This is a genomic window from Streptomyces sp. NPDC056580 (assembly GCF_042793175.1).
In the GTDB taxonomy this organism is placed as follows: Bacteria; Actinomycetota; Actinomycetes; order Streptomycetales; family Streptomycetaceae; genus Streptomyces.
Map to the genome: position 1 here is coordinate 51756 of NZ_JBHTVE010000004.1, position 13462 is coordinate 65217.

Sequence of the window (13462 nt, forward strand, 5' to 3'; positions counted from 1 at the left end):
ACAAGAGAAGCACTTTGTAATCTCTGTTCACACTGCACGGAAAATGTTACGCTCCGTCGCGCCGTTCCGGTGGGGAGAGCGTTCACGGTCTACGGACGGCCAAGTGACACTGAGGGGAACGGCGTTCATGACGTCAGCGGTTCAGCGTGCGGCGATGGAGCGAGCGGGTGCCGGGGCCCTCCCCGAGGAAGGCAACCTCGTAGAGGTCCGCGGCCAGTCATGGGTGGTCGCCCGCGTCGAACCCTCTCCGGCGCCCGCCGGCGACGAGCGCCGGGGTGCGACGCTCGTCCACCTCCAATCCGTCGCCGACGGCCGCTTCGGTGACACCCTCTCCGTCATCTGGGAGGTGGAGCCCGGCCGCCGGGTACTGCCCGCGGGTTCACTCCCCGACGCCTCCACCGACTCCTACGACTCCCCGAACCGTCTTGCCGCGTTCCTCGACGCCGTCCGCTGGTCCGCAGTCGCCTCCGCCGACGCGAGGACCCTCCAGGCGCCGTTCCGTTCCGGCGTGGCCGTGGAGCCGTACCAGCTGGAGCCGGTGTCCCGCGCGGTCGGCGCACCCCGCGTCAACCTCCTCCTCGCCGACGACGTCGGCCTCGGCAAGACCATCGAGGCCGGTCTCGTCGTGCAGGAACTCCTGCTGCGCGGCCGGGCCCGCCGCGCCATGGTGGTCTGCCCGGCCGGCCTGACCCTCAAGTGGCGCGACGAGATGGCCGAGAAGTTCGGCCTGGAGTTCACCATCGTCGACTCCGAGCACTGCGCCCGCCTGCGCCGCACCCACGGCACGGCCGCGAACCCCTTCCGCGTCCACCCCCTCACCATCGTCTCCCTGCCCTGGCTGCGCGGCCAGAAGGCCCAGCGCCTCCTCGACGAGGTCATCGGCGCACCCGAAGAGAGCGACGACGGCGAGCACAAGCGGTTCTTCGACCTGCTCGTCCTCGACGAAGCACACCACGTCGCGCCCGCCGCACCCAAGCAGGTGTACGCCGTCGACTCCCAGCAGACCAAGCTGATCCGGCGCCTCGTCCCGCACTTCGAGCACCGGCTGTTCCTCTCCGCCACCCCGCACAACGGCTACCCCGAGTCCTACACCGCCCTGCTCGAACTCATCGACGATCAGCGCTTCGCCCGCGGCGTCGACCCCGACAAGGAAGCCCTCAAGGACACCGTCGTACGGCGTCTGAAGCTCACGGTCACCAACGCCGACGGCACGCCCCGCTTCCGCACCCGCCGGACCCGCGAACTCCCCGTCGACTACACGCCGCAGGAGCGCGAGATCCACGGCCTGCTGGGGGAGTTCGCCGAGCAGCGCCGCAGGAAGCTCACCCCGAAGGCGCGGGGTGGCCGCCGCGCAGCCGACCTGGTGACCTTGCTGCTGAAGAAGCGCCTGTTCTCCTCCCCGGCCGCCTTTCTGCACACGGTCCAGGTCTACCTCTCCCACCTGGAGGACACCGGCCCCACGAAGGGACGCGCGGCCGCCGCCGAAGTCCCCGAGTGGCTGGAGGAGTTCGCCGACCTCGTCGCCGACCTGGACGACACAGGCCTCGTCGACGCCGAGGACGACGCGCTGACCCGCTCCACCTCGCTCACGCCCGCCGAGGACGGCCGGGAACTGGACCTGCTGCAGGAGATGGAGCGCTGGGCCCTCACCCACGAGGCCGCGCCCGACTCCAAGGCGGAGGCCTTCATACGCGTGCTCAAGGCGATATGCCGGACGTCCAACGGCAAGCACTGGACGAACGAGCGGGTCGTCGTCTTCACCGAGTACCGCGACACCCAGGAATGGCTCCACGACCTCCTCCAGCAGGAGGAACTGACCGACGGCGGCCGCGTCGAGCGCCTCCACGGCGGCCTGTCCGCCGAGGAACGCGAGCGCATCCGCCTCGGTTTCCAGGCCGACCCCTCCCAGTCCGAGGGCAAGGTCCGCATCCTCCTCGCCACCGACGCCGCCGGCGAGGGCATCGACCTGCAGAACCACTGCCACCGCCTGATCAACTACGACATACCCTTCAACCCCAACAAGCTCGAACAGCGCATCGGCCGCATCGACCGCTGGGGCCAGAAGAACGACCCGGAGATCACTCACTTCATCGGCTCCGGATGGCAGCAGGCCCAGGCCGGCTCCTACGAGGCCGACCTGGAATTCCTCTCCCGCGTCGCCAAGAAGGTCGCGCGCATGGAGCAGGACCTCGGCTCCGTCAACGCCGTCCTCGCCGACGCCGTACAGCGCCGCATGACCGGCGACACCGCCCCCGTCGACATCGAGAACGCCAGGCCGAAGCCGATCAAGGGCCGCCGCACCGGCGGCGAGGTCGCACCCGAGCAGAACGTCACCGCCCAGACCAAGCGGCTCGCCGACCAGTACGAGGGCACCATCTCCGCCCTGGGCCTGACCCCGGCCAACGTCAAGCGCGTCGTCGACACGGCCCTCGCACTCGACCACCAGCCCCCTCTCCTGCCCTCCACCTTCCGGGCCGAGCAGTTCGAGCCCGGCGACCTCTTCGAGGTCCAGCCCCTCTCCGGCAGCTGGGAGCGCGCGACCCGCGGCCTCGCCCACAAACTCCGCGAGGGCGAGCAGCGCCCGCTCACGTTCTCCCCGGTGGTGGCCGCGCAGGCCGCCGACGACGTGGTCCTCGCCCACCTCAAGCACCCCCTGGTCGCCCTCTCCACCCGCCTGCTCACCGCCGCCGTCTGGAATGCCGACTCGGTCGGCCTCAGCCGCGTCACCGCCGTCGTGACCGACGACCCGGCGGTGACCACCACCCTGGTCTCCGCCTACGCCCGCTACGTCCTCGTCGGCACCGACGGCACCCGCCTGCACGAAGAAGTCCTGTACGCGGGCGGCTGGTTCGGCGACACCGGACGCTTCCGCCGCTGGGAGTCGGTGAACGAGCAGGGCCGGGTCCTCTCCCAAGCACTCACCGAGGGCGCCGAGGCCGCCCCGCACCTGCGCAAGGAACTCACCGAAGCCTGGCCGGTGCTGCGCGACCCGCTCTACCGCTCCCTGGAGGCCCGCGCGACCGAACTCGGCCGCCAGCTGGAGAGCCGGCTCGCCGACCGCCGGGCCGAGGAGGAGCGCCGCATCACCGCCACCCTCGACCGCTTCGAGGCCACCCTGCGCGCCAAGCTCAGGGAGGAGGGCGACGGCGACGGCGAACAGCTCGCCCTGCTCTCCACCCACGAGCTGACCGGCCACGAGCGCCGCCAGTTCGAGGACGACCGCCGCCGCTGGCGCGAACGCCTCGAAGGCCTCCCCGCCGAGCGCGAGCGCGAACTCGCCGCCATCGCCGCCCGCTACCGCGAGCCCCGCTCCCACCTCTTCCCCGCCGCCGTCGTCTTCGTCGTCCCCGCAAAGGAGGCCCGCCGATGAGCCCCCGCCGCCCCGCGAACTCCGGTATAGCCGCAGCCAAGGCCCAGGCCGCCGACGGCCGCCGCCAGCACCAGGAGTGGCTGGATCTCACCGAGGTCTCCGGCCCCTTCCTCACCATGCCCGTCCTGCTGCGCGCCTGGCCCCAGCTCGACGCCCTGGAGAAGGACGAGCGGGCCAGGCTGCGCGCCCGTCACGCGGACTGGCAGACGGACACGACGGCGGGCCGCGACGAGTGGGTGGCGTACATCCTGAGCCGCCTGCTCGGCTGGAACGACGCGCTGACGCTCCGCGTGGGGGAGTCGGAGCACCACGGCCTGGACCGCCTCACCCTGCGCGTCGCCGAGCACAACACCGAGGTCCGCCCCGACTTCGCCCTCGTCGACCCGGGCACCGACCTGGCGACCGAGCCCAGCACCGAGGCCGCCGCGAAGCGGGTACGGCTGCTCGGTATGACGGTCCCGGCGGGCACCGCGCCCACCGCGCGGGCCGGCGGAGGCGGCGACTGGGCTGCGGCACCGGCCGACCGCCTGGCCCGGTTGTTGCGCCACCACGGCGTGCCACTGGGCCTGGTGACGGACGGCCGCTGGTGGTGCCTGGTCTGGGCCCCGCTCGGCGGCGTCACGACCACGGCCGTCTTCGACGCGATCGGCTGGAACGAGGCGGCGGAACGCAACGTCGTCCGCGCCTTCGTCTCGCTGCTGCGCCGCCGCCGCTTCTTCGAGTACCACGAGCCCGAGACGCTCGTGGGCCTGCTCAAGGAGAGCCTCGCGGCAGGCGAGGACGTCACCGAGGCGCTGGGCATCCAGGTCCGCCAGGCGGTAGAGCTGCTGGTGGACGCGATCGGCCGCGCGGACGTACGGGCGATGGAGGACGGTGCCCCTGGCTTGCACGCGTCGGGCGTGAGCGCCGGTGAGGTGTACCGCGCCTCGGTTGCCGTGATGATGCGCATAGTGTTCCTGCTCTTCGCCGAGGAACGCGGCCTGCTCCCGGCGGACAACGAGGTCTACGCCCGGTCGTACTCCGCCCGCTTCCTGCGCGACGAGCTGAAGGCGCGCGCTGATGAAGAGGGCGAGGCGTCGCTGGAGCACACCAGGTCGGCCTGGCACCGCCTGATAGCCCTCTTCCACGCCGTACACGGGGGAGTGGACCACCCCGGCTCCGGCCTCCGCCTCCCCGCCTACGACGGCTCGATCTTCGACTCCGACGCCTACCCCTGGCTGGAGCGCACCACCCCGCTCCTCCCGATAGACGACCGCACGGTCCTGCACATGCTTCAGGCGGTGCAGGAGGTCCGCGTCGGCAAGGGCAAGGACCGCGAGGTCCGCACGCTCAGCTTCCGCGCGCTGGACGTCGAGCAGATCGGTTACGTCTACGAGGGTCTGCTGTCCTACGACGGCCGCCGCGCGACCGAGCACATGGTGGGGCTGATCGGCCCGGAGGGCCTGGAACACGAGGTGCCGCTGCGGGAGCTGGAGTCCCTGGCGGCGAAGTCCGGTGGCTCCCTGAAGACGCTGGCGAAGGCGATCCACGAGAAGTGGAAGGACCCGAAGCCGCCCGCGACGGCGGGGCAACTGGAGAAGAAGCTGGCGCCGGTGGGGGCCGAGGCCGCGGCGGAGACGCGACGCCGCCTGAACGCCGTGACCAAGGACCCGGCGCTGACGGAGCGCCTGCTGCCGTTCGCCGGCATCCTCCGCGACGACCTGCGGGGCCTGCCGACGGTCATCCCGAACGGCGCGCTGTACGTCACCGAGTCGTCCCTGAGGAAGAACACGGGCACGCACTACACGCCCCGCTTCCTCGCGGAGGAGGTCGTGCTGCACGCGCTGGAGCCCCTGGTGTACGAGCCTGGCCCGCTCCAGACGGCGGACACGGCGGAGTGGCGCCTGAAGTCGGCGGACCAGATCCTCGACCTGAAGGTTGCCGACATAGCGATGGGTTCGGCGGCGTTCCTGGTGGCGGCCTGCCGTTACCTGGGCGACCGCCTGATAGAGGCCTGGGAGAACGAGGGCCGCGCGGACGCGATGGTCTACCGGGCGGGTCGCGCCGTGGAGGCCGTGACCGCCGCCGACGCGGAACAGGACCCGGTGGTCGTCGAGGCCCGCCGCCAGATCATCGAGCACTGCTTGTACGGGGTGGACATCAACCCTATGGCGGTGGAGATGGCCAAGCTGTCGCTGTGGCTGGTGTCGATGGACCCGGAGCGGCCGTTCACGTTCCTGGACGACCGCCTGGTGTGCGGCGACTCGCTGCTGGGCGTGCACAGCATGGAGCAGATCCAGGGCGTCCACATGAAGCCGGTGGAGCAGACCGACATCCTGGCCGAGCAGGCCCGGCAGTTGGTGGACCAGCTGACCCGGGAGCGGCTGGCCATTACGGCGATCAAGGGTGTGGACCTGCCGGCGCTGCAGAGGAAGCGGGAGCGTCTGGAGGAGGTCGACCGGCACTCGCGGCGACTGCGGCTGGTGGGTGACCTTATTGCGGGGGCGGCGATTGCCACTTGCGCTTCGGGGCGGGTGCCTTGGTACGCGGAGGAGGGTGGCGAGCGGGTCCGGGACCTGTTTCCGCAGGCGGCGTGGATCGTCCAGCGGATCATGGAGGACGGGGTCGAGGACGACTCCGAGGTGGTGCGGGAGGCTCGGGCCAGGGCGGAAGAGTGGCTGGGGGCTGAGCTGCCGGAGGGGGCGCTGCAGAGGCGGGCAGTGCATTGGCCGTTGGTGTTTCCGGAGGTGTTCTCGCTGAGGGGTGGTTTCGATGCGATCGTGGGGAATCCTCCGTTCCTTGGTGGGAAGAAGCTCACCGGAGCGCTTGGCGACGCATATCGGGAATATCAAGTCGACTATCTGGCCTCCGGCAGAAGAGGAAGTGCTGACCTCGCGGCCTACTTCGAGCTGCGCGCACACGAACTGCTCAACGGGCGGGGGCAAAGTGGTCTGGTCGCCACTAATACCCTCGCTCAGGGGGATACGCGTGAAGTGGGCCTGGATCAGCTTGTCGGACGAGGTGTGAGTATTCGCCGGGCAGTGAAGAGTGAACCATGGCCGTCGAGCTCTGCGGTTCTGGAGTATTGTGCGGTCTGGACCAGTAAGGCGCGCGTAGAAGAAAACGCGGTCTATGTGCTTGGAGGCCTCCCGGTTCCACATGGAATTTCGACCGGACTGAACCCTAGGACCAGGGTGGCGTCGTGGGTGAAGCCGCTTGGAGTGAACAAGGGGATCTGCTTTCAGGGGGCAATTCTCCTCAGTGACAATTTTTCCCTCCCGGAGACTGAAGCCGCCGAATGGATCGCGGAAGATCAACGATACGCTGATGTCCTCTTGTCGTATCTCAACGGCAAGGACTTGAATGGATCCCCTGTGCAGAAGGCCAGTCGATGGGCGATCAACTTCCAGGATTGGCCGGAGTCGCGAGCTCGGGAGTACCCGAGGGCCTTCAATCGCGTTCTTTCGCAGGTCAAGCCTGAGTTTGAGAAGAAGGATCCGAAATCTTATGCCGGCCTGATGGACAGATGGTGGCAGTACTGGCGACCGCGAGGAGATCTGGCGCATGCCATCGGCGGTCTGGACGAATGTGTTGTGATCACTCTCGTCAGCAAGGTGGTGATGCCGGTCTTGGCGCGTGCGAGGCAAGTTTTCGGAAACGTCATCGGTGTGTTTGCCACGGACGACCCCGCCTTTCTCGCCATCCTGAGCAGCTCCCCCCACTACTGGTGGACGATCGACCGAGCTTCCACCCTCGAAACGCGAATCCGTTACACGCCGACCGATGTGTTCGAGACTCTCGTCCGCCCTGCGCCCACGACTCGCCTCCGTACTGCTGGCAGCCGCCTCGACGCATATCGCCGTGACCTCATGCTCGCTCGCGACATGGGACTTACGGACACCTACAACCTGGTTCACGACCCTGACTGCCAGGACGAGGACATCATCGAACTCCGCTGTATCCACGAGGAGATCGACAAGGCAACCGTCGAAGCATACGGCTGGCACGACCTGCTGGACAGCTCCGGCCAGACTCCGCCCGTCGATCCGACGTACAAGACGTACCCGCTCGACCATGACTTCCATGAGAGCGACCAGGGCACGCGCTACACCATCGGTCTACTCGCTCGAACCGAGATCATCGACCGACTGCGCCAGTTGAACCACCAGGCGTACGCCGATGAGGTTCACCTCGGTCTGCACAAGGGCGTGACAGAGAAGAAGGCGCGGGAGAAGCACCCCGATCTACCCCCGCCGTCCCCGGAGGCCATCCGGAAGGGCAAGGAGGAACGGGGCGAGCGAGGTGGTTCGGATTTCGGTGAGGGCGCCGAGGGCGCCCTCTTCTGAGCCGGCGGCATGACAACGGGCTCGCTCGCGACACCCCAAGGGCCGCGAGCGAGCCCGTTATTCCGCTCAAACCCTACTCGGTCCTACTCCACCGCGAGCGCCACGAACGTCGCCCACTCGGTCCGGCCGACTCGCAGCACAGGACTGCCGCCTGCGAGCTTCGAGTCCCTTACGTATACGGCGTCCACACCGGTGGCAGCCTCTACGCAGTTGCCGCCCCCCGAGCCGCTGTAGCTGCTCTTGAACCACCGCAGTTCGTCTACGTCCTCGGCTACCTGCTCCATGCTCATGTCTCTCCAACCAACCGTTCGATGAGCCGCGCAGACTCTACGCCGTTCAGGGCCTGCGTTCGCAGCTTGCCATACCGCATGCCCAAGGCGCTGACCTCTGCGGAGTCGCTGACGAGGCAGCTGGCCTCTTGAGACTCGATGTACCCGAGGCGCCGATGGTCCCGCGTTTCCAGCATCACGAACGGTCCATTCAGTCCGACGTGGAAGCCTGGACGTGCAGGCATGACTTGAACCTCGACGTTGCGCAACCGGCCGACGTCCAGCAGGCGCTGCCACTGTCCGCGCATGACCTCCCTGTCGTCCACGGGGTTTCGCAACGCCTCCTCGCTGATGATGAACGACAGCTCAGCCAGCGGCACCCGTGCCAGAAGCTTCTGCCGACTCAACCGCCCGTCCGTGTGTTGGTCGACGATCTCCTCATTCAGCGGTGGGCAATGCCCGGCGAACACGGCCCGCGCGTACGCCTCTGTCTGCAACAACCCCGGGATCAGCAGCGGCTCATATTCGAACCGGCTCACCACCTCCGCCTCGATCACCGCGAAGTTGCGGAAGAACCGCGGCAGCTTCGCCCGGTCCACCTCGTCCTGGAGTACCTCCAGAACCCCACGCGCCTCCAGCACCCGGTCAGCCGCCACCGTGAACGCCGCCTTCGCCGGCCGTCGTCCCTGTTCGACCGAGGCCACTTGCTCCAGCGAGTATCCGATCGCGTCCCCGAGCTGCTGCTGGTTCAACCCGGCGCGCTTGCGGAGGTGTTGCAGCAATACCCCATACGCCGCCCACACGCCCGGCAGGTCGGGCCCGTCCTCCTTCGCCTTCACCGCCCGCCTGTTCCGCGTATCCCGTACCGTCGTCACACGCCCACGCCCTTCCGTCCCGAAGCAGACCCCGCCCACACCACCGGGGCCATGCCCAACGCGGGCCGAAGAAACTGGGACACGGCCCGGTGCCCGTACAACGGTCGTACAAGCCCCGTACAACTACCGCCTCCCCGCCCCGCCCCCTCCGTACGACGCCCTCGACGTACGGCCGTAACCCCTGGTCACCGGCCCGCTCGCCCCTCCAGGCTGCCCACGTGACACAGCACCGCATCACCGACGAGACACGGTCCGACGCCCCCACCCGCCACCTGACCCTGCGCTTCAGCGGCACCAGACGCGGCGCCCGCCTGGCCCGCCAACTTGCCGTCCAGCAGTTCACCGAGCGGACCGGCCTACCGTACGACTCCGACCCCGCGCAAACCGTCGCCCTCGTGACGGCCGAACTCGCCTCCAACGCGGTCCGACACGGCAGCCTCCCCGGCCGCGACTTCCGCCTGACCCTGCTGCACCTGCCCCAGGCCTTCCGCATCGAGGTGACCGACACCCGCCCGGAACGCCGCCCCAGCCGCAAGAACAGCGAGCCAACGTCACCCGATGCCCCCTCGGGACGCGGACTGCTGCTCGTGGAGGCCTGCGCAGAGCGCTGGGGCTGGGAACACCGGGACGCGTACACAAAGACCGTCTGGGCCACGGTGACGCTCCAACCGCCGTTCCCACCCCAGACCCCAGCGGAAGGACTCGACCGAGCGAGGCCAGCCGGCGCTCGGGCATCACAGACGTAGGGGGAGCAGGTCTGCCACATGTCCCAGAGTGCTGGGATATCTCGGTCGAAGGCCGCGCACGACGGGATCACGGCGCGCCGGTGTCCATGCGCCGTGACTCAGCCCCGCACGTGAGGAGCCTCTGAGTCTTCTCGGTTCGGCCGACGATCGGTGACCGCGGCGGGGCGTGCGGCCAGCCGCAACGCACGACCCTCCCGTGCCGTCGAGGGAGGTGTTCGCCCTCAACCCAATAGCATGGGAGCGTCGTTGAGCCCTCACCCCGCAGCACTCGATCTGCCGCACCCTCTGTGCGAGTGGGTCACCATGCTCGTCGTCACCGGCAAGGCTGGCCGGCGCTGCACGTTTCCGCCGCACCACGTGCGCCGGTCGCCCTTGTACATGCGCCGTCAGGCACCCTCGCCCCTATCGCGACCGACTTCGGAGTCTCTGTCGGCGCCCCACCTGCGTCACCGCGTCGTCGGCCTACTCGCCGACCGCGCCCCGGCCTTGCTGAAGACCCCTGCGCGAAAGCGACCCGGACTCCGCGCTCCTGGACGGCACCCTCGCCGTATGCGACCGCGTCGCGGACAGCCGCGCCGGCGACTCCGCCCAGCACCGCCGGCACGGAGGGACAGTGCAGGTCATCACCGTCCCCACCGGCAAGACGCTGACGTCCGGTGCCAAAGCCGGCCTCAGCCTGGAGAGACAGCACTGGAAAGGCTCACTCTTCGGCGAGGGAATCGTCGACTTCCACGAATTCCGCCTGCACAACCCGGTGCGTCGGCTTCGTCAACTCCAGGCTGGACAGGTGCTTCTTCAGCCTCTTGGCCATGGGAAGGTAGGTCGCGAGAGTGAGCCCGCCGGAAAGAACGGCACCGACGACGGGGATGGCCTTGGAGACGGTCTTCGCGAAGGTCTGCTTCGTCATCTGAACGCCGAGGTAGCCGGCGACCTTTTTCACTATCGGGTAGACGACGCCCTGGGTGAGCGCCTTCTGGGGCAGCTTCTTGGCCACCTGCTTCGACATCGCCCCCGCGACCTTTCCCACGGCGGCGTTCGCCGACTGGGTGCCGAACATCACGCCGAGGAAGAGCGTGAACACTCCCTTGGTCGCGTCGTCGAGGTCGTCGCTGTCACCGGAGAACAGGTCGGGCCAGCTGTAGAGGTAGGCGAGCTTCTGCGCGATACGCAGCATGTGGCCGAAGTACTGGGCCACATCGGCGGGCACGGTGGCGGGGAGGGCCATGAAGCCGGGTATCCCGGCAGCAGCCGAGAGAGCGCTGGCCTTGGTGGTCTCGTAGCCGATTGAGTCGTTGGCCGCTTTGTCCAGAACCTCAAGAGGGATCCCCGCCGCTGCGGGGGTCTCTTCGATTGCCCTGAGGATGTCGTCTTCGGAGCAATAGCGAGCCAGCGCCTTACGGAGGTAGGCCTCCCTATTGATGCGCACGCCCGGCAGCTTCGCCGCACTCACCAGCACTACGGAGAAGCGGGACTCGGGGTTTTCGCTCTCTTTACTCGTGGTCACAGCAAGAACCTACAGTCTCCAGAGGGCTGCCATCTCCCCGTTTCGGTATTCTTGGCCGCGCAGTTGACGCTCCGCTCTGCCTTCCAGTCATCAAGCTGCGTCGGCTCAGTTCAGGCCCTATGTGGGTGACGGGCCGACCGCAACGGGCAGGGCTCCTTGCCGGGGAGTGCCGGTCGGCCGCTTGTTCTGCCGCACTCGACCTCCCGCGTGTGCTCGTTGGGCGGGTCGTGACCCGAGCCGGTGGTGGGACCGGACACTCGGCCCCGCCACCGGCACACCCGCGATCGCGGGGGCGAAAGACGGCGTCAACGTTGGCTCGTCATAGTGAGAGTCTATTGTGAACTGAGTGCAAGCACCAGATACTGGCGACGTTCGTGTCATCAGAGCCCGGCCGGTCCCACACTGCCCGGGCGCTTCCTGCGAGGTCCCGTGCTCGACCACCGTCTCGTGCAGACAGCCGTGATCGGCAGCAGCAGCTCCGACCATCCGGTGATCCTCCCCATGGAAGCCGCGGAGCTGGAAGCCTGGCGCAGGCGCCACCCCCGCTACACCTACTGGTGTGGCTATGAACTCGGCGGCTGCGGCGGCAAGTTGATGGACCGGCTCTACCACGACAAGGTATGTCACTTCGCCCATGTGGCCGGTGGCCCCACCTGCGGCCGTGCTGCCACCGGCGAGTCCAGCGCCGACCACCTGTTCATCAAGCGGGGCCTGCGCGACCTGCTGAGCAAGCAGGGGCAGCGGGGCGATGTGCGGACCCATGACCTGGGTTCGGGACCCGGCGGCGCGGTGGACCTGCACCTGCCCGCTGCCCGCCGCAGGCTCCGTTTCCAGCTAGCGCGCCTCGACTACCGGAGCTGGCGCACGGCGAACCTCGCCCTCAGCGGCGATGCCGACGGGGTCGACTGGCTCTTCGGTACCGACGGCCCACTCACTGAGGAACTCCTCGCCCGCAACGGCTACAGCCTGCGCTTCCGCCTGGAGACCGTGGGCGGTGAGCGTCGCGTGTTCATCGGCACGCGGACCTACGACGAACGATCCGTCCGCTGGAGCCCCCTGGAGGAGTGCCGGATCGGGGAGGCCGGCCTGCTGACACCGCCCGCGGAGGCCATATGCGGGCCGGCCCGGCGTCCGGAGCCGTTCGCGTTTCCCGTGGATGTCTCCATGGTCTTCGCCCTGGACCCGGAATCTCCCGTCCCCAGCGACTCGCAGTTCGCCGCCGAGGGGCGCCGCCTGGTCATGGCGGACGTCAAGCCTCTCGGCAGTCCCATCGTACGAGCGGTGCTGTCCCTGCCGGCCGACAGCGCACTGCCTCCGGCGCAGTACGTCTACCGGGCAGTCGACCGCGCACGTCTACTGGTTCGTGAAGGCGCCGGCGGATGGGCTGTCCACCTGGACCACTTCGTGCGTCTCGACGCACACCAGGCGGCCCGCACGGGCCTGGCCCGGGTCCTCCCCGAAGCCCCTGAGGCGAAGCCGGTCACGGCCCCTCGGGCGCGGCGGACGGTTCAGCAGCCGTCCGTCGCGGCCACGAGGGCACAGCCCCCGGCGGCGGACCAGCAGCGTCGGGCGAAGAAGGGGGTGACGCTCACCCGAGACCAGGCCATCGTCCGTGTCCGCGAACTCCTGAGGGCTGCCGCACCGAGAGGCCGCACACAGCGCTGGTCCGCCCTCGCCGCGCAACTCGGTGAGCCACTCACCAGCATGTCCGCTTCCGAGCGCATCGACTTCCTGGTCGAGGTCGACAGCCCTCTCTGGGACACCAAGGCAGTACTGTCGGTGCTGCTTCGCGACGATGACGGCCTCTTGTCCTGCCTGCCCGCTGTTCTGGAGAAGCTCGGAGTACGGGGTGCCGAGGGCCTGTCGGCCGATTCACCGGCCCTGCGCGCCTGGGCGAATCAGGAGAGGGAACGGGCCATCGCGCTGTACGCGAAGCCGCCCCGCCCCGTGTCGAGCCGACCGCCTGTCACCAGTCCGGTGCGCACGCTGACCGCGCAGCAGTGGAGGGAGGTGGGCGCGTCAATCAGACGCGTCCAACAGCAAAAGACCAAGCAGAACCGGATGAAGGCCCAGGTCCCAACTGCCGAGGAAAGACGGCAGGTCCGTGACTCGGTCGTCCGCATCGAGAACAGGATGTCCGTTCTCGGTAAGGCGTTCAAGGCGAGCAAACAGACACGCCGGACGATGCGCGTCGCCCGCGCGTGGCTGGCCCTCACCGCTCCTGGCGCGGTGATTCTTGTCTACCGCTCGCCGCAGGAGGCACAGGCGCTCAGGAAGAGCGCAGCCGAGCTGCAGGCCGAACTGAACGGAATCATGGTGGAGCTGCTGTCAGTGAAGGACAAGTCCCGGTGATCGCCTCGCAGGCACCCTGAG

General features: G+C 68.6%; 7 protein-coding genes and 1 pseudogene. 5 read left to right on the forward strand and 3 right to left on the reverse strand.

Annotation, left to right across the window (positions count from 1 at the left end):
• Positions 1-127: 127 nt before the first annotated feature.
• Positions 128-3370 carry a DISARM system SNF2-like helicase DrmD gene (gene drmD, locus ACFQ9Z_RS09205; RefSeq protein ID WP_383013262.1) on the forward strand — a complete coding sequence of 1081 codons (3243 nt, stop codon included), beginning with the start codon at positions 128-130 and terminating at the stop codon, positions 3368-3370.
• A complete protein-coding gene (locus ACFQ9Z_RS09210) occupies positions 3367-7695 on the forward strand; it encodes an Eco57I restriction-modification methylase domain-containing protein (protein ID WP_383013265.1) in 4329 nt (1442 codons plus the stop codon). Before drmD ends, ACFQ9Z_RS09210 begins: the two co-directional genes overlap by 4 nt.
• 83 nt (positions 7696-7778) lie before the next feature.
• Here the strand turns inward: ACFQ9Z_RS09210 and ACFQ9Z_RS09215 are convergent, their stop codons facing one another.
• Positions 7779-7985: a DUF397 domain-containing protein gene (locus ACFQ9Z_RS09215; protein WP_383013268.1), complete on the reverse strand. Its 207-nt coding sequence runs from the start codon at positions 7983-7985 to the stop codon at positions 7779-7781.
• A complete protein-coding gene (locus ACFQ9Z_RS09220) occupies positions 7982-8803 on the reverse strand; it encodes a helix-turn-helix transcriptional regulator (protein ID WP_383013271.1) in 822 nt (273 codons plus the stop codon). Before ACFQ9Z_RS09220 ends, ACFQ9Z_RS09215 begins: the two co-directional genes overlap by 4 nt.
• A 254-nt stretch (positions 8804-9057) precedes the next feature.
• Here ACFQ9Z_RS09220 and ACFQ9Z_RS09225 point away from each other — a divergent pair, with 254 nt between their 5' ends.
• A complete protein-coding gene (locus ACFQ9Z_RS09225) occupies positions 9058-9585 on the forward strand; it encodes an ATP-binding protein (protein ID WP_383013274.1) in 528 nt (175 codons plus the stop codon).
• A gap of 234 nt (positions 9586-9819) precedes the next feature.
• Positions 9820-10234, forward strand: a pseudogene (locus tag ACFQ9Z_RS09230) (IS5/IS1182 family transposase); the annotation flags it as partial.
• A 51-nt stretch (positions 10235-10285) separates the two neighbouring features.
• Here ACFQ9Z_RS09230 and ACFQ9Z_RS09235 read toward each other — a convergent pair.
• Positions 10286-11089: a hypothetical protein gene (locus tag ACFQ9Z_RS09235; protein WP_383013277.1), complete on the reverse strand. Its 804-nt coding sequence runs from the start codon at positions 11087-11089 to the stop codon at positions 10286-10288.
• Between the two features lie 447 nt (positions 11090-11536).
• Here ACFQ9Z_RS09235 and ACFQ9Z_RS09240 point away from each other — a divergent pair, with 447 nt between their 5' ends.
• The gene (locus ACFQ9Z_RS09240) at positions 11537-13441 is read left to right on the forward strand and encodes a hypothetical protein (RefSeq protein ID WP_383013280.1); all 1905 of its coding nucleotides are present in this window, start codon (positions 11537-11539) and stop codon (positions 13439-13441) included.
• The last annotated feature ends 21 nt before the right edge of the window (positions 13442-13462 follow it).

Coding starts and splice junctions, on each gene's coding strand:
- drmD (WP_383013262.1), top strand. CDS start 128: ATGACGTCAGCGGTTCAGCGTGCGGCGATGGAGCGAGCGGGTGCCGGG.
- ACFQ9Z_RS09210 (WP_383013265.1), top strand. CDS start 3,367: ATGAGCCCCCGCCGCCCCGCGAACTCCGGTATAGCCGCAGCCAAGGCC.
- ACFQ9Z_RS09215 (WP_383013268.1), bottom strand. CDS start 7,985: ATGAGCATGGAGCAGGTAGCCGAGGACGTAGACGAACTGCGGTGGTTC.